A 22,653-nucleotide genomic window follows, 5' to 3' on the forward strand; every position below is an offset into this window, starting at 1 on the left:
CCGCCTCCCGGGCTAGTGTTCGCGACCATGATCATGTTCTGGATGGTCGCGCGTGTCCGGGGCCACGCGGCCCGACCGGCGCTGGGGGTGGCACCGGCTGCTGGCTGAACCGGCTGCTCGGCTCGTCGTGGCGGCGCGGGTGCGACCGGGCGACCTTGTCCTGGACCTCGGGGCCGGCGAGGGCGCCCTGACCGAGCCGCTCCGGGCGGCGGGGGCCCGGGTGCTGGCGGTCGAGCTGCACTCCGGCCGGGCAGACCGCCTCCGGTCCCGCTTCGCCGCGGCGGCGGGACGGGAGCCGGGCACCGTCACGGTGGTCGAGGCCGACCTGGCGGACTTCCGCTGGCCGTCCCGGCCGTTCCGGGTGGTGGCCAACCCGCCCTGGTCCCTGGGCGTCCTCCTGCTGCGTTCCCTGACCGCGTCGGACAGCGCTCTGCTCTCGGCACACCTCGTACTGCCGCGGGGTCTGGTGCAGCAGGCGGCCGGAGCTCGACGGCGCGGACTGGGGCCGCAGTACGCCGCGGACGCGCTGCGCCCGTTCCCCCGGGAGGCGTTCGTGCCGCCGCCGCCCGGACCGGCAGGTGTCCTGGAGGTGCGGCGGGCAGGATGGCGGCCATGAGTTCTCCGAGCCTGACGACCGTCGCCGCCTGCCAGCTGACGATCGACGTCGACGACCCCGACGGCAACCGCGCCCGCGTCGTCGCCGCCGTGGAGGTCGCCGCCGCCCGGGGTGCCCGCCTGGTGGTGCTGCCCGAGCTGGTCATCTCGGGCTATGTCTTCGCCGACCTCGCCGAGGCGGTCGAGCGCTCGGAGCCGGTGGACGGGCCGACGGTCACCTTGCTGAGCGACCTCTCGGCCCAGCACGGGATCGTCCTGGTCGGCGGCTTCTGCGAGCGCGGTGAGGGCGAGCGTCCGTACAACAGCCTGGTCGTGGTGGACGGCGGCCGGCTGCTGGCCGTGTACCGCAAGACCCACCTGTGGGGAACGGAGAAGAACGTGTTCGCCGCCGGCGACGCACTGGCGCCGGTGGTGCGGACCAGCGTCGGGGTGGTCGCAGCGATGATCTGCTACGACCTCGAGTTCCCCGAGATGGTCCGCGACGTGGCCCTGCGCGGAGCCCAGATCGTGGTGGCGCCGTCGAACTGGCCGAGCATCCCCACGGTGAGGGGCGAGCGTGCACCCGAGATGGTCAAGGCCCAGGCCGGCGCCGCGGTGAACCGGGTCTTCGTCGTCGTGTGCGACCGGGTCGGGGCCGAGCGCGGCGTGGAATGGATCGGAGGCAGCGTCATCTGCGACGTCGAGGGCTATCCCGTCGCCGGTCCGGCCCAGGGCGACGCGACGACGCTGTTCGCCGAGTTCGACCTGAGCCGGGCCCTGGCCAAGGAGATCGGGCCGTACAACCATGCCTTCGCCGACCGCCGGCCCGACCTCTACTGAATCAGGTGTGGGTCAACAGGTGAGATTCTGCGCCTCGGTCGTTAACATCGGCTCGAATCTACGGGCCCTCCCCAGGTATGAGGGCTTCCGAGAACGACATCCGCCAAATCCTGGACCAGCAGGGCCTGCTGGTGCGACGCCAGCATCCAGAACTGGCCGCAGCGGTCGCCTGGCGGTTGCGCCAGGGCCAGCTGCGGCAGGTCCTACCCGGGGTGTACGCGCCGCCCTCGAGCGCTGAAGATCTTTCTGTACGAATTCAGGCACTGAGTCACGCCGACCCGGACGCGGTCCTGCTCGGAACCGCCGCGGCCCGGGTCTCCTTCTGGCCGAGCATCCGGTGCGAGGTCGTCGAGTGCGCCAGCCGGAGGCAGCACCCGCCCCGCGAAGGCTTCGTCTTCCGCCGTTCTCTGGTCCCGGCCGAGCTGGTTCAGGAACGCGCTGGTCTGCGCTTCACGGCTCCGGCTCTCACCGCACTCGACTTGTGCGACGTGGTCGGCGGCGACGGGATCGACCAGGTGTTGCGCACGGGAAACGCGACCCTGCGCGAGATGTGGCAGGCCTTCGAGCTCACACCGGAGCGGCCGGGCAACCAGCTGCGCCGTGAGCTGCTGGTCGACTCACGCGACGAACCCTGGTCCGCGGCCGAGCGGCGGGGCCACCGGCTGCTGAGAGCCGCCGGGATCGATGGCTGGGAGTCCAACCACCCTGTCGTCATCGACGGCCACCTCTATCGCCTCGACATCGGGTTCCCGAAGCTCAGGCTGGTGATCGAGATCGACGGCCGTCTGCACGAGGACGACCCGGAGATCTTCGAGAACGACCGACGCCGGCAGAACGCCGTGGTGCTCGACGGCTGGACAGTTCTGCGCTTCACGTGGCGGATGCTGGAGGACGAGCCGGACGCGTGCGTGGCGGCGGTGTTGAGGGCGATCGACATGCTCCAGTGAACGCCCTCATTTGCTCACATCAGTCGACCGAGGGCCCATCGGTCCACGCTCAGCCGGAGACCGGGCCGCCGACTGGTGTGAGCAAATGAGGGGCGTTCGCCTCGTCCTCGTCGGTGGGGGCGGCGAACTGGGAGTTGTAGAGGTCGAAGTAGGCGCCGCGGGCCTCGAGCAGGGCGTCGTGGGTGCCCTGCTCCACGATCTGGCCGTCCTGCATCACCAGGATGAGGTCCGCGTCCCGGATCGTGGAGAGCCGGTGGGCGATCACGAAGCTGGTCCGGTCGGTGCGTAGCGCAGCCATGGCGCGCTGCACCAGCACCTCGGTCCGGGTGTCGACCGAGCTGGTGGCTTCGTCCAGGATCAGCAGCGCCGGGTTGGCCAGGAAGGCGCGGGCGATGGTGATCAGCTGCTTCTCACCCGCGCTGATGTTGCTGCCCTCCTCGTCGATCACCGTCTCGTACCCCTCGGGCAGCGCGTGCACGAAGCGGTCCACGTAGGTGGCCGCCGCCGCGACGAGGATCTCCGCCTCGGTCGCGTCCGGCCGGCCGTAGGCGATGTTGTCCCGGATGGTGCCGTGGAAGAGCCAGGTGTCCTGCAGCACCATCCCGATCTTCGACCGCAGCTCGGCGCGGGAGAGGGCGGCCACATCCACCCCGTCGAGGGTGATGCGCCCGCCGTCCAGCTCGTAGAACCGCATGATCAGGTTCACCAGCGTCGTCTTGCCCGCGCCGGTCGGACCGACGATGGCCACGGTGCTGCCCGGCTCGGCCACCAGCGAGAGGTCCGTGATCAGCGGTCGCTCCTCCTCGTAGGAGAACGCGATGTGCTCGAACTCCACCCGTCCCCGGGTGGCGACGGCCGCACCGCCGCGGGCCGCCGGCTCGGCCGACTGCTCCTCGGCGTCCAGCACCTCGAACACGCGCTCGGCCGAGGCGATGCCGGACTGCAGCAGGTTGGCCATCGAGGCCACCTGGGTCAGCGGCTGGGTGAACTGACGGCTGTACTGGATGAACGCCTGGACGTCGCCGAGGTTCAGGGTGCCGCTGGCCACCCGCAGCCCGCCGACCACCGCGATGACCACGTAGTTCAGGTTCCCGATGAACATCATCGACGGCATGATGATGCCGGACACGAACTGGGCGCCGAAGCTGGCGCCGAACAGCCGGGAGTTCCGCTCGGCGAAGACCGCCGAGACCTCGGCCTGCCGGCCGAACACCTTGACCAGGCCGTGGCCGGTGAACGCCTCCTCGATGTGGGAGTTCAGCTCACCGGTGGACTTCCACTGCTGGATGAACAGCTTCTGGGACCGCTTCCCGATCAGCGAGGTGATCAGCACCGACACCGGGATGGTGATCAGGGCGATCAGGGCCAGGGTCGGTGAGACGACGAACATCATCACTCCCACCCCGATCACGGTCAGCAGCGACGTCAGCAGCTGGCTGAGCGTCTGCTGCAGCGACTGCGCGACGTTGTCGATGTCGTTGGTGACCCGGCTGAGCAGCTCGCCGCGGGTCTGCCGGTCGAAGTAGCTGAGCGGCAGCCGGTTGATCTTGGCCTCGACCTCGTTGCGCAGCGCGTAGATCGAGCGTTGCACCGCCCCGTTGAGCAGGTAGCCCTGCAGCCACAGGAACAGGGCCGACACGAGGTACAGCCCGAGCGCGAGCAGCAGCCAGCGACCCAGCTGACCGAAGTCGATGCCCTGGCCCGGCACCACGTCCAGCCGCTGCACCAGGTTGGCGTAGGTGTCGTTGCCCTGGGCCCGCAGCGCTGCCACCGCCTGCTCCTTGGTCGCGCCCGCCGGAAGATTCTTGCCGACCAGCCCGGTGAAGATCACGTCGGTCGCGAAGCCCAGCAGCCGGGGCCCGTAGACGGTGGCCACGATGCCCGCCACAGCCAGCGCGATCACCGCGAGCAGGATCAGCCGCTCGGGCGCGAGGTGGCTGAGCAGCCGGCGCAGCGACGGCCAGAAGTTGGCCGACTTCTCCACCGGTGCTGCTTGGTTCCACGGCCCCCCGCCGCGCCGGGTGGGCGCGTACTGGGGCCGCTCCGGGGCCTTGACCGGCGTCCTGGCCGGGGTGTTGGTGCTCATGCGGCCACCTCCGCGGCGCTCATCTGGGAACTGACGATCTCGGCGTAGGTAGGGCAGTCGGCGAGCAGCTCCTCATGGGTGCCGGTACCCACAATCGCTCCGTGCTCGAGGACGACGATCTGGTCGGCGTCGGCGATGGTGGCGACACGCTGGCCGACGATGATCACGCAGGAGGACGCGGTTTCGCGTCTGAGCGCGGCGCGCAGCCGGGCGTCAGTGGTCACGTCCAGGGCGGAGAAGGAGTCGTCGAAGACATAGATCTCGGGTCGTTTCACCAGGGCGCGCGCGATCGAGAGCCGCTGCCGCTGGCCGCCGGAGACGTTGCTGCCGCTCTGGCTGATGTCGGCCTCCAGCTGGCCCGGCATGGCGCGGACGAAGTCCTCGGCCTGGGCGACCCGCAGTGCGTGCCAGAGCTCGTCGTCCGTCGCGTCCGGCTTGCCGTAGCGCAGGTTGCTCGCCACGGTGCCGGAGAAGAGGAACGGCTTCTGGGGCACCAGGCCGATCCGGCTCCAGAGCAGGTCGGGGTCGAGCTCACGCACCTCGACGCCGTCCACCTCGACGGAGCCGCCCGTGAGGTCGATCAGCCGTGGGATCAATGAGACCAGGGTGGATTTGCCCGCACCGGTGGACCCGATGATCGCGGTCGTCTGGCCGGGTCGGGCCACCAGGTCGATGCCGTGCAGCACGGGGGAGTCTGCCCCGGGGTAGGTGAACTCCGCGTCGCGGAAGGCGACGGTGGCGTGCGCGACCAGCTGGGTCACCGGTCGCTCGGGCAGTACGACGGAGGACTCGGTGCGCAGCACCTCCTGGATGCGCTCGGCACAAACCATGGCCCGCGGCGCGATCATCAGCAGGAAGGTGGCCATCATCACCGACATCAGGATCTGGACGAGGTAGGTGAGGAACGCGGTCAGCGAGCCGATCTGCATCTGACCGGACTCGATCCGCCGCGCCCCGAACCACAGCACCGCGACACTGGACACGTTGAGGATCAGCATCACGATCGGGAAGATCGTGGCCTGCAACCGGCCGACCGAGGTGGCGGTGGCGGTCAGCTCGGCGTTGGCGGTGTCGAAGCGGGCGGTCTCGTACGGCTCGCGGACAAAGGCCCGCACCACCCGGATGCCGGTGATCTGCTCCCGCAGCACGCGGTTGAGGTTGTCGATCCGGGTCTGCATGACCCGGAACAGCGGCCCCATCTTGCGAATCACCGCATAGATCGCGCCCACCAGCAGCGGTACCGAGACCACGACCAGCCAGGACAGGCCCACGTCCTGCCGCATCGCCATCACGATGCCGCCGACCATGGTGATCGGCGCGGCCACGAACACCGTGGCCGACAGCAGCACCAGCATCTGCACCTGCTGGACGTCGTTGGTGTTCCGGGTGATCAGGGAGGGGGCGCCGAACGTGTTCAGCTCGCGGGAGGAGAACGCGAGCACCCGGTCGAAGATCGCCGCACGGACATCGCGGCCGAAGCTCATCGCCGTCCGGGCGCCCAGGTAGGTGGCCACGATGGTGCAGACGATCTGCACCAGGCTCACCCCGAGCATGATCCCGCCGGTGTGCCAGATGAAGCCGGTGTCCCCGGTGGCCACGCCGCGATCGATGATCGAGGCGTTCAGGCTGGGCAGGTAGAGCGCGGCCACCGTGCCCAGCAGCTGCAGCACGACGACCCCGAGCAGGAGCCGACGGTAGGGCGCCAGGTGACGACGCAGCAGGGAGATCAGCACAGCGGCTCCTCGAAGGGCGATGGTGTCGTGCGGGAGACCCCGTGCAGCACCAGGTCGGTGATCTGCTCGGGAGTGCTGACGCGGCCCTCGCTCAGCATCGGGTGGCTGAAGGCGAAGGTCATGGTGCGGAGGGCGGCGGCCACCTCCTCCGGGGAATGGCGCAGCTGGCTGGCGTGCGGCGTCAGCACCGCGACCAGGGCGAGGGTCAGCTGCTCGGTCTGCTCAGCCTGGCGGGCGCGGAAGTGGTCGACCTGCTCGGCGGAGGGCGCGTGCAGCCGGCGGGCGTGGAAGAGGGCGATGACGCGCCGCAGCCGCGCCTGCACGATGGTGACTGCGGCCAGGACCGCCGAGCCGACGTCCAACCAGGGCTCGATGGCCAGCAGCTGGTCACAGGTGTGCCTGACGTCGAAGGACTCCTCCAGGCAGGCGTCGATCAGCGCGTCCTTGCTGGCGAAGACGCGGAAGATCGTGCCCTCGGCCACGCCGGCGGCTTCGGCGATCTGCCGGGTCGAGACGTCGCGCCCGTGCCGTTCCAGCAGCGGCTCGGTCGCGGCCAGCAGGGCGGCTCGTCGTTCGTCGGGCGGCAGTGGGGTAGCGCGGGGCACGGTGCCCAGCGTAGTGAGTGAGCACTCACTCAGCAAGGGCATTTCGGGATGGGGTCGGACGGGCGGCGCCTGTTCGGGGAGGATGGGTCGTCCGGACGGGCACAGGAGGAGCATGCGGTGGGGCTGAACGACTTGGCGGGCGCGGTCTTCGAGGGCGTCCTCTTCGACATGGACGGGACTCTGATCGACTCCACGCCGGCGGTGGTGCGGGCCTGGACCACCTGGATGGGTGAGTTCGGGCTCGATCCCGACCAGGTCGGTCGACACCACGGGATGCCGTCGGCCCAGGTGGTGCGGGCGCTGCTGCCGCAGGAGCGGCAGGCCGAGGCGATCCGGCGGATCGACGAGCTGGAGCTGGCCGACGTGCACGACATCGTGGTGCTGCCGGGTGCGGCCGAGGCCCTGGCCAGCCTGAGCCACGCCAAGAGCGCCATCGCCACCTCGTGCAACGGGCCGCTGGCGCGGGCGCGGATCGCCGCCGCCCAGCTGGTCCCCCCGTCGGTCCTGATCACCGTGGACGACGTGTCCCGTGGGAAGCCCGCCCCCGACCCGTTCCTCGAGGCCGCGCGCCGGCTGGGGGTGGACCCCCGCCGCTGCCTGGTGGTCGAGGACGCGCCCAAGGGCCTGGAGTCCGCGCGCGCAGCCGGCTGCGCCACCCTCGCCGTGGTCACCACCACCGCCCGCGAGGACCTCGACGCCGACGCCGTGGTGGACGACCTGTCCGAGGTCGAGTTCCTGCCCGGGCCCGACGGCATCCGGGTCCGGCTGCGTCCTTAGGACACGGCCAGGGTGCGCGCGGGCCTGCCCATCGGGATCCGCTGCGGGTGGGGCACGGTGGCGGGTGGGCAGCCGCAGGTCTCGCGGACCCGGAACTCCGGCGCGACGCGCTCGGTGACGTAGGGCCGGTAGGGGTCCTTGATCCGGGCCAGCAGCAGCTCGACACTGCGCCTGCCCATCCGGTCGATCTGCTGCCGCATCGCCGTCGGGCCGGGCGTGACGAGGTCGGCCCAGTCGAAGTCGTCGTAGCAGGCCAGGGCCACGTCGTGCGGCGCGGAGAGGCCGAGCTCGCGGAGCGCCCGCAGCACCCCGAAGGTCATCGCGTTGTTGGCGCTGATCAGGGCGGTCGGTGGGTCGTCGGCGGCGAACAGGGCGTGCGAGGCCCGTCGAGCCGGCTCGGTCTGGGAGTCGCCGTGCACCACCAGGGCCGGGTCGGCGTCCAGACCCCGCTCGGCGACGACCCGGCGGTAGCCGGCGATCCGCTCCGCGGTGGTGCTCCAGCCGTCCAGTCCGGCGACGAGGGCGATCCTGCGGTGGCCGTGGTCGGCCAGGTGGGCGGTCAGGGTAGCCATCGCCTCGAGGTTCTCCGGGCCGATCTGGTCGTGCGGCTCGTCGCGCAGCCGGTCCACCAGCACGGTCGCGACCGCGGGGCCGACGGCGTCCGCCGGTGACCCGCTCGAGGCCCAGATCATGCCGTCGATCCGCTGCGACAGGAACTGGGTGAGCACCAGCTGTTCGGTGCCGGCCTCGTCGTGGGTGTCGGCGTAGGTGAGCGTGTAGCCGGCCTGCCGGGCGCTGGTCTCGATCGAGTGCGCGAACTCGGCGAAGTAGTTGTCCCGGCCCAGCATCGACATGGCCAGACCGATCGTGCGGCTGCTCGAGGTGGCCAGCGACCGGGCGACGTGGTTGGGCCGGTAGCCGGTGGCCCGGATGGCCTGCTCCACCCGGGCGCGGGTCCGCGGGTCGACCGCCCGCGTCCGGTTCAGGACGTGGGAGACCGTCGAGGTCGAGACGCCGGCCAGCGCGGCGACCTCCGCCATCGTGGCCATCGATCACCTCTTCGTGTCTCTGGGTCTCCGGTCTCGGGGGCCCTGGTGTCCACCGCATCGACGCGTCCTACGCGCAAACGCTTGCGGGGAGTGTATCGGGCTGTTACGTTCGCGGGGAAGCCATCGCGCAAGCGGTTGCGTCCGCTAGGGGAGAGTGAGCATGGGCGATGTCGCCCGCTGGTCGCCGGTCCCGTCCGGCATGCCCTCCGGGGCCCGGACGGCCGTCTCCTGCGTGAGCGTCCTGCTCCCCCTGCCGAGGGGTCCTCGGCACCAGCGCGTCCTCAGCAGCCACCAGCATTCAAGGGAGAATCATGCGTAGGAGAGAGTTCCTCTGGGCCACGGCCGGTCTCGGTGCCACGGCGGGCCTCGCAGCCTGCGGCAAGAGCGGCAGCGGTACGGCCCCCGGCAGTGGGTCGAGCGCCTCGGCCGGAGCCATCACCGGTGAGGTGAAGGTGACCTACCAGCAGTTCGGCAACTCCAAGATCCAGGCCAACTTCCTGGGCGACATCGCCAAGCAGTTCAGCGCCGCCAACCCGGGGGCGACGGTCAAGCTCCAGCCGATCACCGCGTCGGAGAACGACTACTACACCAAGCTGCAGCTGGCCATGCGTTCCCCGCGGACGGCGCCCGACCTGGCGTACGAGGACACCTTCTTGATCAACTCTGACATCGCCGCCGGCTACCTCAGCCCGCTGGACGACCACATCAGCGGCTGGGCCGACTGGAGCCAGTTCAAGGACACCGCGAAGACCGCGGCCCAGGGTCTGGACGGCAAGACCTACGGCATCCCTGACGGCACCGATGTCCGGGCGATCTGGTTCAACAAGACGCTGCTCAAGCAGGCCGGGCTGTCGGCGGACTGGGCGCCCAAGACGTGGCAGGACATCCTCGACGCGGCGCAGGCCGTCAAGGACAAGGTGCCCGGCGTCATCCCGCTGAACGTCTACGCCGGTACGGGGACCGGCGAGGGTGCCACCATGCAGGGCTTCGAGATGCTGCTCTACGGGACCGACGGCGGCACGCTCTACGACAAGGCCAGCCAGAAGTGGGTGGTCGGGTCGCAGAACTTCGTCGACGCCCTGACCTTCCTGCAGAAGATCTACTCGACCGGGCTGGCCCCGACGCCGCAGCAGGCGCTCAACCCGACCTGGGCGAACACCGTCGGGCAGGACCTGCTGCCCAAGGGCAAGCTGGCCATCGCGGTCGACGGCAGCTGGCTGTCGGGCAACTGGGGTTCTGGCGGAGCGGCCCCCTGGCCCGAGTGGAACAAGGTCATGGGCAACGTCGCGATGCCGACGCAGAACGGCCAGGGCAACGGCAAGGTGACGCTGTCCGGCGGCTGGACCTGGGCCATCCCCAAGAACTCTCAGAACCCGGCCACCGCCTGGGAGCTGATCAAGCTGCTGACGGCCAAGCAGGGCGAGCTGGACTGGGCGATCAAGAACGTCCAGATCCCCGTCCGGACCGACGTGGCCAAGGACCCGACCTACACCAAGGCCAACCCGACCAACGCCTTCTTCTCCGACCTCGTCGAGTCGACGATCTACCGTCCGGCCTACGCCGAGTACGCCAAGATCAGCCTGCTCATCCAGCAGGCCGGTGAGAAGGTGATCACCGGCAGCGCCGATCCCGCCGCGGCCGCGCAGTTCTACACCGACGGCGTCACCAAGATTGTCGGTGCGGACAAGGTCCTGACCAAGTGAGCGTGTCGGCGCCCGCGCGGCTGCCGACCGCACCACCCCGAAGCCGGCACCAGGGCCGCACCCTGGTGCGAGGGGTGCCGCTGGGCCCTGCCGTCCTGCTGCTGGTGGTGTTCCTGGCCGGCCCGATCGCCTACTGCGTCTACGCCGCCTTCACCAACATGGCCCTCACCGGCCAGACCGGCACGCAGTTCATCGGCATCGCCAACTTCACCCGCGCCCTCGGCGACCCGGCGTTCCGTTCCTCGCTGGGCCTGACGTTGATCTTCACCTTCCTCTCCGCGATCATCGGCCAGAACATCCTCGGGATGATCTTGGCCCTGCTCAACCGCTCCAGCTTCCTGCTGGTACGGGCTTTCTGCTCCGCGGTGGTGATCGGGGCGTGGGTGCTGCCCGAGGTCGTGGTGGCCTACCTGTGGCAGGCCGTGCTCGGCGACGGCGGCTCGTGGAACTCGATCACGGGCTTCCTGCACCTGCCGCCCCAGCAGTGGCTCTACGACAACCCGATCCTCGCGGTCTCGATCGCCAACGTCTGGCGGGGTACGGCGTTCTCGATGCTGGTCTACTCCGCCGCCCTCTCGGAGGTTCCGAAGGACATCGAGGAGTCGGCGCTGGTCGACGGGGCGAACGGGCTGCGGATGCTGACCGCCATCACCATCCCGATGGTCCGTCGCAGCATCGGCACCAACCTGATGTTGATCACCCTGCAGACGCTGTCGGTCTTCGGGCTGATCTACACCATGACCAAGGGCGGACCGAGCGACAAGAGCATGACCCTGCCGCTGTTCGCCTACAACCAGGCCTTCATCGCCTCCGACCTCGGCTACGGCACCGCGATCGCGCTGCTGCTGCTGGTGATCGGCGCAGTCTTCTCCCTGATCTACCTGCGCACCCTCAACCGGTCGGAGACGCTGTGACCACCGACACCGCCGCCACCGCTGAGCAGACCGCGACGGCCACCGTCGCCAAGCCGCCGCCGCACCGGCGCAAGCGGCTGTCGGGCCGGATGATCGGCAGCATCGGCCTGTTGATCATCGCCGCTGCGTTCATCGTCCCGTTGCTGTGGGTGCTGTTCGCCGCGTTCAACGGCGATCCCGCCCAAGGCGTCAGCATCACCTGGCCGAAGCCCTTCAGCCTGGGCAACTTCCGCGCGGTGATGAACTCCGAGACCACCTACCGGCCGCTGCTGAACGGCGCGATCCTCTGCATCGGCGGCACGATCATCACCATGGTCTGCGCCACCCTGGCCGCGTACCCGCTGTCGCGCTACCGCTCCCGGCTCAAGCGGCCGTTCATGCTGACGATCCTCTTCGCCACCGGGTTGCCGATCACCGCGATCATGGTCCCGGTGTACGGGCTGTTCGTGCAGCTGGCGCTCGACGACTCGATGGTCGCCACCATGGTCTTCATGGCCACCACGGCCCTGCCCATCTCGATCTGGCTGACCAAGAACTTCATGGACGGCGTCCCGATCGAGCTGGAGGAGGCCGCCTGGACCGACGGCGCCACCCCGCTGCAGGGGCTGCGCCGGATCATCATGCCGCTGATGGCGCCCGGGCTGTCGGTGGTGGGGATCTACACCTTCATCGGCCTCTGGGGGAACTTCTTCGTCCCCTTCATCCTGCTGCTCAGCCCCGAGAAGCAGCCGATGTCGGTGACCATCTACACCTTCTTCGGCCAGTACGGGCAGATCGTCTACGGCCAGCTGGCCGCGTACGCACTGCTCTACTCACTGCCCTCGGTCCTGCTGTACCTGGTGCTCAGCCGACGCCTCGGCGGCGCGTTCGCCTTCGGCGGCGGCGTCAAGGGCTGAGCAACCCGTTCCCTTCCTCACCCAACGACCCCGTTCCCTGAGCCCGTCGAAGGGCTCAGCCGCGACCCAACCTCTTTCAGGAGCGATTCCCCATGCATGACCAGAAGACCCTGCTCGAGAACCGGCTCACGCGCTTCGTCGCCGAGTACGTCGAGCCCGCGCTCTACCGGGCCACCGCCCCGCTCGGCCTCTCGTGGTGGCAGGCGCCGGGGGAGCCGGTGGGCGTCGAGGAGGCGCTGGCGCAGGAGTACGTGCCGGTGCAGGAGGGGATGGCGTGGGGTCGGCCCTGGAGCACCACCTGGATCCACGTCACGGGCGCGGTGCCCGAGGAATGGCAGGCGGTGGCCGACACGAGCGTCGAGCTGGTCGTCGACCTGGGCTTCAATGGCGAGCACTCGGGCTTCCAGGCCGAGGGCCTGGCCTGGACGCCGCGAGGGAGCACGATCAAGGCGATCTCGCCGATGAACAACCACGTGCCGCTGGACGCCACCGCGCCGGTCGACCTGTACGTGGAGGCCGCGGCCAACCCGAACGTCGCGCACACCCGGCACGTCAAGGGGATGGACCTGCAGCAGCCGACCCCCTACGGCGACCCCGACACCGCCGGAGACGAGGAGCTGTACGAGCTGCGGCAGTGCCGGCTGGGTCTACTGGACGGCCAGGTCTGGCGGCTGCTGGGCGAGATCGGCAGCCTCGACGGGCTGATGCGCGAGCTGCCGGAGACGCTGCCCCGGCGCGCGGAGATCCTGCAGGCCCTGCAGCGGATGCTCGACGTCCTCGACCCGGACGACATCGCCGGCACCGCCGCCGCCGCGCGCGCCGAGCTGGTCGACGTGCTCAGCCGGCCCGCGTACGCCAGCGCCCACCACCTGACCGCGGTCGGGCACGCCCACATCGACTCCGCCTGGCTGTGGCCGGTGCGCGAGACCATCCGCAAGTGCGCGCGCACCTTCTCCAACGTCGTCGCGCTCGCCGACGCCGACCCGGACTTCGTCTTCGCCTGCTCCTCGGCCCAGCAGTACGCGTGGGTCAAGGAGTTCTACCCCGAGCTGTTCGAGCGCATCAAGGACTGCGTGACACGGGGCCAGTTCGTGCCCGTCGGCGGGATGTGGGTCGAGGCCGACACCAACATGCCGGGCGGGGAGGCGATGGCGCGCCAGTTCGTCGCGGGCAAGCGCTTCTTCCTGGAGAACTTCGGGGTGGAGACGGAGGAAGCGTGGCTGCCCGACTCGTTCGGCTACTCCGCAGCCATGCCGGGTATCGTCCGCGCGTCCGGGTCGAAGTACTTCCTGACCCAGAAGATGTCGTGGAACCAGACCAACAAGATGCCGCACCACACCTTCTGGTGGGAGGGCATCGACGGCTCCCGGGTCCTGACCCACTTCCCACCGGTCGACACCTACAACTCCGACCTGTCCGGCCGCGAGCTCGCGCTGGCCGAGCACCAGTACCGGGAGAAGGGCCTGGCGACCATGTCGCTGGTGCCCTTCGGCTACGGCGACGGCGGCGGCGGCCCGAACCGGGAGATGGTGGCCACCGCCCACCGGATGGCCTCGGTCGAGGGTTCGCCCACGGTGACCATGCAGTCGCCGCGGGCCTTCTTCGACGCGGCCGCGGCCGAGTACGCGAACCCGCCGGTGTGGACCGGGGAGATGTACCTGGAGCTGCACAGCGGCACCTACACCACCCAGGCCCGCACCAAGCGCGGCAACCGGCGCAGCGAGCACCTGCTGCGCGAGGCCGAGCTGTGGGCGTCCACCGCGGCCGTCCGGCTGGGGGCGGAGTACCCGTACGCCGAGCTGGAGGAGCTGTGGCACCTCGTGCTGCTGCAGCAGTTCCACGACATCCTGCCGGGCAGCGGCATCGCCTGGGTGGCCCACGACGCTGAGCGCAACTACGCCGCGATCGAGCGCCGCGCCGAGGCGCTGATCGCGGCGGCCACGACGGCGCTGGCCGGCGAGGGCGACCGTTACCTGGTCTTCAACGCGGCGCCGCACGGCCGGCGCGGGGTGCCGGCCCTGGGTGCGTCCGAGGTCCGAACGGCCCAGCCGGTGACCCTGGCCCGGGACGGCGGCGACGTCGTGCTGGACAACGGCATCCTCCGGGTGGTGGTCGACGAGCGCGGCCAGATCGGCTCGCTCATCGACGCCGCCTCGGGTCGGGAGGCGATCGCGCCCGACGAGACGGCGCTGCGGCTGCAGCTGCACCGCGACCTGCCGAACAACTGGGACGCCTGGGACGTCGACGTGCACTACCGGCGCAGCCTGACCGAGATCGACGGCGTGGACGCCATCGAGACCGAGGAGGGCGCGGACGCCGCGACCGTGGTGGTGCGCCGCAGCTTCGGCTCCTCCACGGTGTCGCAGCGGATACTCCTGGCCGCGGGCTCGCCGTCGGTCGAGGTGCTCACCGAGCTGGACTGGCACGAGAAGCACAAGCTGCTCAAGCTCGGCTTCCCGCTGGACGTGCACGCCGCTACGGCGAGCGCGGAGACCCAGTTCGGGCACGTGCAGCGGCCGACGCACGCGAACACCTCGTGGGAGTACGCCCGCTACGAGACCTGCGCCCAGCGCTGGATGCACGTGGAGGAGCCGGGCTACGGCGTGGTGGTCAGCAACGACTGCCTCTACGGCCACGACGTGAACCGCACGGCGCGGGCGGACGGCGGCAGCACCACCACGGTCCGGCTGTCCCTGGTCCGGGGGCCGGAGTTCCCCGACCCCGGCGCCGACCAGGGCCGGCACCTGAGCCGGGTGACCATCCGGCCGGCGGCTGCGATCGCCGACGCGGTCGAGGAGGGCTACCGGACCAACCTGCCCGAGCGGGTGGTCACCGGTGCGGCCGACGTCGCGCCGCTGCTCACCGTCTCGAACCCGGCCGTCGTCGTCGAGGCCGTGAAGCTGGCCGAGGACCAGAGCGGCGACGTGGTCGTCCGGCTGTACGAGTCCCGCGGCGGTCGGGCGGCCGGAGAGCTGGTGGCCGGCTTCGACGTCGCCTCGGTGGCGTTCACCGACCTGCTGGAGCGGCCTCTCGGCCACGGGCGCTGTCGCGCAACCGCGACCGGCGCCACCTTGGCCCTGCGCCCGTTCGAGATCCTGACGGTACGGCTGAAGCGGGCCTGAGCCGGCTCGACGAGCTCGGGGCGCGTAGAAACCGCGCCCTGAGCTGGTCGAAGACCTCGCAGAGGTTTCGCTCTCGAACCCCTAGCCGGTCTTGCGGCGGAAGGTGCGCTTGGTCTCGATCCGGCCGTGGGCGTGGCCGGGCTGCTGACCGCCGTCGATGTGGTCCTCGCCCTGCCGGCCCTTCTTGGCGTCGAGGGCCTCGCGGAACTTGCGCTTGGTGTCCTCAGCCGGGTCGGTCGTCTCCGGTTGCTCGTCGCTCATGCCGTCCATACTGTCAGGCCGGTGTCGCGGGCTCGCTCGCGAGCCTGACCGCCGTGCCGTACGCGGCGACCTCGCTCAGGGACTGGGTGATCTCGCTGCAGTCGTAGCGCAGGCCGACGACGGCGTGCGCGCCCGCGGCCACCGCCATCTCGACCAGCCGGGCGACCGCGTCCTGGCGGGACTCGGTCAGCATCGTCACGTAGCCGTCGATCGGGTTGCCCTGGCGCAGGTCGGCGCGCAGCTCACGGGTGCGGACCACCACGCCCAGCACGTCGCCCAGCACCTCGGTGATCTCCTGCCCGACCAGCTTGTCCATGGTGGTCACCGGCAGCGCGTGCTTGACCAGGGTGGGCTTGCGGGCGACCGGCGGCTGCGGCGTCCACTGGCCCGGAGCACCCTGCGGGCCGTATCCCTGCTGCCCGTAGCCCGGCTGGCCGTACCCCGGTTGCGGCTGACCGTACGGCTGCTGCGGCTGACCGTAGGGCTGCTGGCCCGGTCGGGCGGGCTGCCCGTACGGCTGGCCGGGCTGGGCGTAGGGGTTCGGCTGCTGCCCGTAGTTGCTCATGGCGACACGATAGTGCGGCGGAGGGCGCGCGGCAGGGGGTCAGCCGAGCTCGGTCAGCGAGACCGTGACGAACATCGAGGACGCGCCACCGGAGTAGGTCCCCCGCAGTGGCGCGACGTCACCGTAGTCACGGCCGTGGCCCACCCGGACGTAGGAGTCGGTCAGCCGCCGGCCCAGCGTCGGGTCGTACGCCACCCAGGTGCCGCACCACCACTCGATCCAGGAGTGGCTCTCCCCGGTCACGGTCGTGTTGGGCTCGCGCGGGCCCGGGTGCAGGTAGCCCGAGACGTAGCGGGCCGGCAGCCCGATCGAGCGCAGCGCACCCAGAGCGACGTGGCTGAAGTCCTGGCACACGCCCCGGCCGAGGTCCCAGACGTCGGCGGCCGCGCTGGTGACCTCCGTCGAGCCCCGCTCGTAGGTCAGGTGCCGGCCGACCAGCGCGCAGACGTCCAGCCCGGCCAGCCGCGGCGGCTGGGACGCCACCTCGGCGGCCAGCGCGCGCAGCTCGTCCGAGGGTGAGGTCCGGCGGTTGACGGTGAGGTACTCGGCCATCTTGTCGATCACCCCGCGGTCGTGCAGCGCCGCCCAGCCGAGGTCGCTCGGCGCCACCCGGCGGTCGGTGTCCCAGGACAGCTCGTCGCCACGGGTGTCCACCACGGCCTGGGCGTGCACGGTCAGCCGCTCGTGGGGCTCGTGCAGCTCGAAGGTGGTGACCCGGGTGCCCCAGTAGTCGTTGTAGGTGAAGCTCCAGGCCGCCGGCTCGATGCTGACCCGGCTGCTCCAGATGGTCTGGTGCTCGGTCGCCGCCGGGGTCATCCGGGCTTCGTTGTAGGAGGACAGCACCGGGGTGGCGTAGCGGAAACCGGTCGAGTGGTCGATGCTCAGTCGCACGTCAGCGCGTCCCCTCGGTGATCCACGCCGTCGGGTCCTCGGCGGCGAAGTAGTTGTTGGCGACCGCCGCCGTCACCTGGGCGGCGACGTCCTGGACCCAGGTCATCTCCGCGTTCAGGTTCTCCAGCAGCTCGCCGATGTCGGCGTACTCCAGGCGGGCCCGCAGCTGGCCGAGGGCCCGGGCCGGGAACTCCGACTGCCGGGCGGTCTGGCCGCTGGCGGTGGTGAGCCGGCGCAGGCAGTCCGAGGCGGCGGCCAGCCCGTGCATCACCGAGCGTGGGAAGCGGGCGTCCAGGATCAGGAACTGCGCCGCCTCCTGGTCGGTGTGCAGTCCGCGGTAGGTGCGCAGGAAGGCGTCGTGACCGCCGCAGCCGCGCAGCACCGAGGGCCAGTTCGTGCTGCCGGTGGTGAGCGAGGCCGACGCGACCAGCCGGGAGGTCATGTCGACCTGCTCCAGCGAGCGGCCGAGCATCATGAACTCCCAGCCGTCGTCGCGGACCATCGTGCCGCGGGCGATGCCGTTGAACAGCGCGCTCCGTTCCTGGGCCCAGTCGAGGAAGGTGTGGGCCCGGGCCGTCCGGAAGCGACCGGACGGCAGCTGGTGCCAGGTGGTGTTGATGCCCTCCCACAGCGCCAGCGGGATCACCTCGCGGGCCCGCCGGGCGTTGTCCCGGGCCGCGGCCCAGCAGGCGAAGATCGAGGTCGGCTCCTTGGCGTCGTAGCCGAGCACCCGCAACAGGTCCTCGTGCGTGGGGTGCTCGACGTGGCTGACGCTCATCAGCGCGAGCAGGTTGGCGCAGGACTCGACCTCGGACGAGGTGTCCTCCACCAGTAACCGCAGGTGGGTCTGCAGCAGCCGAGAGGTGTCCTCGGCCCGCTCCACGTAGCGGCCGATCCAGAACATCGACTCCGCGATCCGGCTCAGCACGACTGCTCCTGTTGCTGCTGCTCCTCCTGGGCGCGCTGGGCACCCTGGCGGATGGCGGACGGGCTGATCAGCACGCTCGGCCGGCGGCCCAGGGGTGGTGGTGAGGGCGGTCGGGGTGCGACGCGTTCCTCCTCGGCCTCGGGCTCGTCGTCGACCGGTGCCCGGTGCGCCGGCGGGCTCAGCACCCACGTGTCCTTGCTGCCGCCACCCTGGCTGGAGTTGACCACCAGCTCGCCCTCGGGCAGCGCGACCCGGGTCAGCCCCCCCGGCAGCACCCAGACCTCGTCGCCGCTGTTGACCGCGAACGGACGCAGGTCCACGTGCCGGGGCTTCAGCTCGTCGTCGATCAGCGTCGGGACCGTGGACAGCTGGACCACCGGCTGCGCGATCCAGCCCCGCGGGTCCGCCGTCACCCGGGCGCGCAGGGCGTCGAGCTCCTCCTTCGTCGCCTGCGGTCCGATGACGATGCCCTTGCCCCCCGACCCGTCGACGGGCTTGACCACCAGCTCGTCCAGCCGGTCGAGGACCTCCTGCCTCGCCGTGTCGTCCTCGAGCCGCCAGGTGTCCACGTTGGCGATGATCGGCGCCTCGGCGAGGTAGTAGCGGATCAGGTCGGGCACGTAGGTGTAGATCAGCTTGTCGTCCGCCACACCGTTGCCGATCGCGTTGGCCAGCACCACGCCCCCGGTCCGGACGGCGTTGACCAGGCCGGGGACGCCGAGCATCGAGTCGCTGCGGAAGTGGACCGGGTCGATGAAGTCGTCGTCGATCCGGCGGTAGATGACGTCGACGCGCTGCAGGCCGGCCGTGGTCCGCATGAAGACCTTGCCCCGGCGGCACTCCAGGTCGCGGCCCTCGACCAGCTCGACGCCCATCGTCCGGGCCAGCAGGGTGTGCTCGAAGTACGCCGAGTTGTAGACCCCGGGGGTCAGCACCACCACGGTCGGGTTGTCGGTGGTGGCCGAGCCCGCCTTGCGCAGGGCCGCCAGCAGCCGCTGCGGGTAGCCGGCGACCGGGCGGATCCGTTGGTTGGAGAAGGCGTCGGGCAGGGCGGTGATCATGGCGCTGCGGTTGGTCATCACGTACGAGACGCCGCTGGGCACCCGGACGTTGTCCTCCAGCACCCGGACGTCGCCTTGCGGGGTGCGGATCAGATCGACGCCGGAGACGTGGATCCGGACGCCGTTGCCGGGCTGGATGCCCCAGACGGCGCGGTGGTAGTGGTTGGAGGAGGTGACCAGCTGGCTGGGGATGACCCCGTCGGCGATCACCCGGGCGTCGGAGTAGACGTCGGCCAGAAAGGCCTCGAGGGCGCGGACGCGCTGGGCGACGCCGGCCTCGATCGTCTCCCACTCGGGCGAGGCGATCACCCGGGGCACCAGGTCCAGCGGGAAGGGCCGCTCGACGCCGCCGATGTCGAAGGTGACGCCGGCCTGGACGTAGTTGCGGGCCAGCGACTCCGCGATCTGCTTGAGCTCGGCGGGGGTGGAGCGGTCGAGCGTGGTGTGGATGGCCTTGTACGAGGGTCGGACGTTGCCCTCGGTGTCCATCATCTCGTCGAAGGCCGCGCCGGGGGAGTAGCTCGAGAGGACGTCCGCCATAGTCGGCACCCTACTCAGGCCCGCGTTACCCCCGTGTGACCGCGGTCGGCTGCCCGCCTCGGGTCAGGAGCCCATCGAGGCGCCCACGATCGACAGCACCACGAGCAGCACCACGACGACGAGCATCACCCCCACGAGGACGGCACCCCGTCGCGGCTGCGGGGTGGGGCCGATCCGGCCCGACACGAAGGTGAGCCAGGGCGGGGTGTAGTGCACCACGGCGGTCTGGCCGGGGTAGACGTCCACGTCGGTCTCGGCGGCGCCGTACTCCCACAGGTAGCGGGTGCTGACCCGGACGTGGCGGCGCCCGACCGGCGCGGGGTAGAAGTTCGGGCCCCAGACGGCTTGCGCGGGGTAGCCGTCGATGGCGACTACGGGATTGATCAAACCGATCCCGCCGAACGGCTTGCGGAGGTCCAGCACCAGGCCGGTCTGGGGGGAGGGCTGCTGGGGAAAGGCGGTCACGGGCAGCATGGTGCCAGCCCGAGGGGCCGATCCGGCGCTGATCGGCCGGCCGGGGCGCTGGATAGGCTGTCGCGGTGCCCGACAGCCCCGAGTCCGACGATCCCGAGCAGATCCGCGTCCGCAAGGGGAAGCGGGCGCGCCTGCTGGCCGAGGGCCGCGAACCGTACCCGGTCGGCGTGCCTCGCAGCCACGAGCTGCGCGAGGTGCGGCAGCAGTGGGGGCACCTGGCGACGGGTGAGGAGACCGAGGACGTCGTGGCCGTCACCGGCCGGGTGGTCTTCGTGCGCAACACCGGCAAGCTCTGCTTCGCCACGCTGCAGGAGGGTTTGTCCCCGACGGACAACGGCACCCGGCTGCAGATGATGCTCTCGCTGACCGAGGTGGGGGAGGACGCGCTGGCCGCGTGGAAGGCCGACGTCGACCTCGGCGACTTCGTCTGGGTCCGGGGCCGGGTGATCTCCTCCCGACGGGGTGAGCTGTCCGTGCTGGCCGGTGAGTGGGGGATGGCGGCCAAGGCGCTGCGGCCGATGCCGTCGGGTCTGCACGACCTCAACCGGGAGCTCTCCGACGAGACCCGGGTCCGGCAGCGCTACGCCGACCTCACCGTCCGGGAGGCCGCGCGGCAGATGGTGCGCACCCGCGCGGCGGTCACCCGCAGCATCCGCGAGACGCTGCACCGTGCGGGGTACCTCGAGATCGAGACGCCGGTGCTGCAGCTGGTGCACGGCGGCGCGCAGGCCCGACCCTTCTCGACGCACCTGAACGCGTTCGACACCGACATGACGCTGCGGATCGCGCTGGAGCTGTTCCTCAAGCGCGCGGTGGTGGGCGGGGTGGACCAGGTCTACGAGCTGGGTCGGATCTTCCGCAACGAGGGCATCGACTCCACCCACTCGGCCGAGTTCACCATGCTCGAGTTCTACGAGGCCTGGGGCGACCAGCGCACGGTCGCCGCCCTCACCCAGCAGATCATCGTCGACGTCGCCGACCTGCTGGGCTCCCGTCAGGTCGAGACCGCGGCGGGGATGGTCGACCTGGACGGGGAGTGGCCGTGGCTGGGCGTCTACCCCGGGCTGTCCGCCGTGCTCGGCACGGAGGTGACGCCGGCGACGTCGGCCGCCGAGCTGCGGACGGTCGCCGAGCGGCACGGTGTGGCGGTCGAACCCGGCTGGGACGCGGAGAAGCTGGTGATCGAGCTGTTCGGTGAGCTGGTCGAGCCCACGCTGCTGCAGCCCACGTTCGTCTGCGACTACCCCCCGCGCGCTCAGCCGCTGGCGCGGCCGCACCGTAGCGACCCGCACCTGATCGAGGCCTGGGACCTGATCATCGGCGGGATGGAGCGCGGCACCGGCTTCTCCGAGCTCGTCGACCCGGTGATCCAGCGAGAGCGGCTGACCGAGCAGTCGCTGGCCGCCGCCGACGGCGACGCGGAGGCGATGCAGCTGGACGAGGAGTTCCTGGCCGCGCTGGAGTTCGGGGCGCCGCCGATGGGCGGCGTGGGCCTCGGGATCGACCGGCTGGTGATGCTATTCACCGACGTCGGCATCCGCGAGACCATCCTGTTCCCGCTGCTGAAGCCGGCCGACTGAGCCTCCGCCACGGTCTGGGTGAACGAATGCCGCGTAGTCACGGCATCCACTCACCCAGAACCTGAGGCGGCAGTGACCGGCAGTGACGACAGCGTTCGGCCACGCCCCGCCAGCCCCGGTGGTTCAAGACCATGCCGAGCTGGTGGGCGGTGAGACAGGCGCGACCGTTCACGTCGAACCAGCCGTAGCGCAGCGTCTGCTCACCGTTGACGGCCGCAGCGTTGTCGCGCGCCATGTCGCGGAAGCGACCCATGCCCTCGTGACCGAGCCGGCCGTCCAGCTCGACCACCGTGGCGTACTCCTCGTAGACCACGTCGCGCACGTGGTGTGCGGAGGTCGACCTCTGCTGGCGGACCCCCCGCGGCAGGCCGTGCGCCCGCTCGACGTCGCGGAGATAGGCGATCTCCAGGGGCGTCTCGGCACCCTGCGAGACGTCGGTCAGCACCTCCTCGAGCAGCTGCCGGTGACGCATCTTGCTCCGGCCCAGCAGGGCGCGGCGCAGCCGGGGCACGGTGGTTCGGCGGTTCTGCAGCGCCGCGGTCACCCAGCCGAGAGCCTCATCGGTCGTCGAGCAGCTGACCAGGTCGAGCACGGTGTCCTCGACGGTCGTGCGAGGCGGTGAACCAGGTGAGCGGCCTTCCCTGACCCCGGAGCGCTCGCGGCGGAAGACCCAGGGGGCGCGACTTCGCAGCACCCGGCTGTGCGGGACCAGGACCTCGATCTCGCGCGGTTCGGGTCCGAACCGGTGGAGGTGCGCGGCCGCGGTGCCGGCGAGGCGAGCGTCCGGCCCGCCGAGCAGGACCCCGCCCCAGGCCCAGCCCAGCCAGTCGGGCTCACCCTCGCCCACGCGATACAGGCCGCGGTCGAGCCGCTGCCACTGGTCCGAGGCGAGCAGCCGGGCTAGCGGGTGCCGTCCCAGGCCGAGGCCGGCCAGCTGTTCGGCGTTGACGACTCCGGCCTGCAGCCGGCTGAGCTCGATCAGCGAGGGGCTGGGGTTCTGGCGAGGGTGCACCGGTCAACTCTGAGCCCGTCGCGCCCTACCGAGCCGGTATTTCTGGCTCACCTGTGGACAACTCGGCTCTTGGGT

General features: G+C 70.8%; 20 protein-coding genes. 9 read left to right on the forward strand and 11 right to left on the reverse strand.

Annotated features, from left to right (window positions below; genetic code table 11):
* The first annotated feature begins 52 nt into the window (after positions 1-52).
* The 3 genes from ACFE7W_RS09415 (at position 53) to ACFE7W_RS09425 (ending at position 2,381) form a co-directional block, all read left to right on the forward strand.
* The gene (locus tag ACFE7W_RS09415) at positions 53-616 is read left to right on the forward strand and encodes an rRNA adenine N-6-methyltransferase family protein (RefSeq protein ID WP_375424505.1); all 564 of its coding nucleotides are present in this window, start codon (positions 53-55) and stop codon (positions 614-616) included.
* Complete coding sequence (locus ACFE7W_RS09420; protein WP_375424506.1) at positions 613-1,434, forward strand: nitrilase-related carbon-nitrogen hydrolase; 822 nt, start codon at positions 613-615, stop codon at positions 1,432-1,434. Before ACFE7W_RS09415 ends, ACFE7W_RS09420 begins: the two co-directional genes overlap by 4 nt.
* A 548-nt stretch (positions 1,435-1,982) precedes the next feature.
* Positions 1,983-2,381, forward strand: coding sequence for an endonuclease domain-containing protein (locus ACFE7W_RS09425; protein ID WP_375424861.1), 399 nt, complete (start codon positions 1,983-1,985; stop codon positions 2,379-2,381).
* A gap of 49 nt (positions 2,382-2,430) precedes the next feature.
* On the opposite strand, the gene ACFE7W_RS09430 is transcribed toward ACFE7W_RS09425, so the two are convergent.
* From ACFE7W_RS09430 to ACFE7W_RS09440, 3 genes are read right to left on the reverse strand one after another with little or no spacing between them, the layout of a single operon-like run.
* Positions 2,431-4,467, reverse strand: coding sequence for an ABC transporter ATP-binding protein (locus ACFE7W_RS09430; protein WP_375424507.1), 2,037 nt, complete (start codon positions 4,465-4,467; stop codon positions 2,431-2,433).
* Positions 4,464-6,200 carry an ABC transporter ATP-binding protein gene (locus ACFE7W_RS09435; protein ID WP_375424508.1) on the reverse strand — a complete coding sequence of 579 codons (1,737 nt, stop codon included), beginning with the start codon at positions 6,198-6,200 and terminating at the stop codon, positions 4,464-4,466. The genes ACFE7W_RS09430 and ACFE7W_RS09435 overlap by 4 nt, the downstream gene beginning before the upstream one ends.
* Complete coding sequence (locus ACFE7W_RS09440) at positions 6,194-6,805, reverse strand: TetR/AcrR family transcriptional regulator (RefSeq protein WP_375424509.1); 612 nt, start codon at positions 6,803-6,805, stop codon at positions 6,194-6,196. Before ACFE7W_RS09440 ends, ACFE7W_RS09435 begins: the two co-directional genes overlap by 7 nt.
* Before the next feature lie 117 nt (positions 6,806-6,922).
* Here ACFE7W_RS09440 and ACFE7W_RS09445 point away from each other — a divergent pair, with 117 nt between their 5' ends.
* Entirely contained in the window at positions 6,923-7,582 is a 660-nt protein-coding gene (locus ACFE7W_RS09445) for an HAD-IA family hydrolase (protein WP_375424510.1), read from the forward strand.
* On the opposite strand, the gene ACFE7W_RS09450 is transcribed toward ACFE7W_RS09445, so the two are convergent.
* On the reverse strand, positions 7,579-8,631 hold the full coding sequence (locus tag ACFE7W_RS09450; protein WP_375424511.1) for a LacI family DNA-binding transcriptional regulator: 1,053 nt from the start codon (positions 8,629-8,631) through the stop codon (positions 7,579-7,581). The two genes, ACFE7W_RS09445 and ACFE7W_RS09450, sit on opposite strands and share 4 nt — an antisense overlap.
* A gap of 311 nt (positions 8,632-8,942) precedes the next feature.
* Between ACFE7W_RS09450 and ACFE7W_RS09455 the strand changes: the two genes are divergently transcribed.
* The 4 genes from ACFE7W_RS09455 to ACFE7W_RS09470 all read left to right on the forward strand — a co-directional run bounded on the left by ACFE7W_RS09455 (position 8,943) and on the right by ACFE7W_RS09470 (position 15,266).
* A complete protein-coding gene (locus ACFE7W_RS09455) occupies positions 8,943-10,334 on the forward strand; it encodes an extracellular solute-binding protein (RefSeq protein WP_375424512.1) in 1,392 nt (463 codons plus the stop codon).
* A gap of 2 nt (positions 10,335-10,336) precedes the next feature.
* Positions 10,337-11,248 carry a carbohydrate ABC transporter permease gene (locus tag ACFE7W_RS09460; protein ID WP_375424513.1) on the forward strand — a complete coding sequence of 304 codons (912 nt, stop codon included), beginning with the start codon at positions 10,337-10,339 and terminating at the stop codon, positions 11,246-11,248.
* Positions 11,245-12,144: a carbohydrate ABC transporter permease gene (locus tag ACFE7W_RS09465; protein ID WP_375424514.1), complete on the forward strand. Its 900-nt coding sequence runs from the start codon at positions 11,245-11,247 to the stop codon at positions 12,142-12,144. Before ACFE7W_RS09460 ends, ACFE7W_RS09465 begins: the two co-directional genes overlap by 4 nt.
* Before the next feature lie 92 nt (positions 12,145-12,236).
* A complete protein-coding gene (locus ACFE7W_RS09470) occupies positions 12,237-15,266 on the forward strand; it encodes an alpha-mannosidase (RefSeq protein ID WP_375424515.1) in 3,030 nt (1,009 codons plus the stop codon).
* Between the two features lie 81 nt (positions 15,267-15,347).
* Here ACFE7W_RS09470 and ACFE7W_RS09475 read toward each other — a convergent pair whose 3' ends face one another.
* The 6 genes from ACFE7W_RS09475 to ACFE7W_RS09500 all read right to left on the reverse strand — a co-directional run bounded on the left by ACFE7W_RS09475 (position 15,348) and on the right by ACFE7W_RS09500 (position 19,977).
* Positions 15,348-15,527: a DUF5302 domain-containing protein gene (locus ACFE7W_RS09475; RefSeq protein ID WP_375424516.1), complete on the reverse strand. Its 180-nt coding sequence runs from the start codon at positions 15,525-15,527 to the stop codon at positions 15,348-15,350.
* Positions 15,528-15,540: 13 nt separating this feature from the next.
* Complete coding sequence (locus ACFE7W_RS09480; RefSeq protein WP_375424517.1) at positions 15,541-16,092, reverse strand: heavy metal-binding domain-containing protein; 552 nt, start codon at positions 16,090-16,092, stop codon at positions 15,541-15,543.
* Positions 16,093-16,131: 39 nt separating this feature from the next.
* Positions 16,132-16,983, reverse strand: a complete 852-nt coding sequence (locus ACFE7W_RS09485; RefSeq protein ID WP_375424518.1) for a transglutaminase N-terminal domain-containing protein — start codon at positions 16,981-16,983, stop codon at positions 16,132-16,134.
* A 1-nt stretch (position 16,984) separates the two neighbouring features.
* On the reverse strand, positions 16,985-17,911 hold the full coding sequence (locus tag ACFE7W_RS09490; RefSeq protein ID WP_375424519.1) for an alpha-E domain-containing protein: 927 nt from the start codon (positions 17,909-17,911) through the stop codon (positions 16,985-16,987).
* The gene (locus tag ACFE7W_RS09495; RefSeq protein ID WP_375424520.1) at positions 17,905-19,512 is read right to left on the reverse strand and encodes a circularly permuted type 2 ATP-grasp protein; all 1,608 of its coding nucleotides are present in this window, start codon (positions 19,510-19,512) and stop codon (positions 17,905-17,907) included. Before ACFE7W_RS09495 ends, ACFE7W_RS09490 begins: the two co-directional genes overlap by 7 nt.
* A gap of 63 nt (positions 19,513-19,575) precedes the next feature.
* On the reverse strand, positions 19,576-19,977 hold the full coding sequence (locus ACFE7W_RS09500; RefSeq protein ID WP_375424521.1) for a hypothetical protein: 402 nt from the start codon (positions 19,975-19,977) through the stop codon (positions 19,576-19,578).
* A 110-nt stretch (positions 19,978-20,087) separates the two neighbouring features.
* Between ACFE7W_RS09500 and lysS the strand changes: the two genes are divergently transcribed.
* Complete coding sequence (gene lysS / locus ACFE7W_RS09505; protein ID WP_375424862.1) at positions 20,088-21,566, forward strand: lysine--tRNA ligase; 1,479 nt, start codon at positions 20,088-20,090, stop codon at positions 21,564-21,566.
* Between the two features lie 37 nt (positions 21,567-21,603).
* Here lysS and ACFE7W_RS09510 read toward each other — a convergent pair whose 3' ends face one another.
* Positions 21,604-22,578, reverse strand: coding sequence for a type IV toxin-antitoxin system AbiEi family antitoxin domain-containing protein (locus ACFE7W_RS09510; protein ID WP_375424522.1), 975 nt, complete (start codon positions 22,576-22,578; stop codon positions 21,604-21,606).
* Positions 22,579-22,653: the final 75 nt, after the last annotated feature.

Source organism: uncultured Friedmanniella sp. (assembly GCF_964244285.1).
Lineage (GTDB): Bacteria > Actinomycetota > Actinomycetes > Propionibacteriales > Propionibacteriaceae > Microlunatus.

Excerpts from the sequence above, each read along its gene's own strand:
- ACFE7W_RS09420 (WP_375424506.1), top strand. The coding sequence starts at position 613 with ATGAGTTCTCCGAGCCTGACGACCGTCGCCGCCTGCCAGCTGACGATC.
- ACFE7W_RS09425 (WP_375424861.1), top strand. The coding sequence starts at position 1,983 with ATGTGGCAGGCCTTCGAGCTCACACCGGAGCGGCCGGGCAACCAGCTG.
- ACFE7W_RS09430 (WP_375424507.1), bottom strand. The coding sequence starts at position 4,467 with ATGAGCACCAACACCCCGGCCAGGACGCCGGTCAAGGCCCCGGAGCGG.
- ACFE7W_RS09450 (WP_375424511.1), bottom strand. The coding sequence starts at position 8,631 with ATGGCCACGATGGCGGAGGTCGCCGCGCTGGCCGGCGTCTCGACCTCG.
- ACFE7W_RS09455 (WP_375424512.1), top strand. The coding sequence starts at position 8,943 with ATGCGTAGGAGAGAGTTCCTCTGGGCCACGGCCGGTCTCGGTGCCACG.
- ACFE7W_RS09470 (WP_375424515.1), top strand. The coding sequence starts at position 12,237 with ATGCATGACCAGAAGACCCTGCTCGAGAACCGGCTCACGCGCTTCGTC.
- ACFE7W_RS09475 (WP_375424516.1), bottom strand. The coding sequence starts at position 15,527 with ATGAGCGACGAGCAACCGGAGACGACCGACCCGGCTGAGGACACCAAG.
- ACFE7W_RS09480 (WP_375424517.1), bottom strand. The coding sequence starts at position 16,092 with ATGAGCAACTACGGGCAGCAGCCGAACCCCTACGCCCAGCCCGGCCAG.
- ACFE7W_RS09495 (WP_375424520.1), bottom strand. The coding sequence starts at position 19,512 with ATGGCGGACGTCCTCTCGAGCTACTCCCCCGGCGCGGCCTTCGACGAG.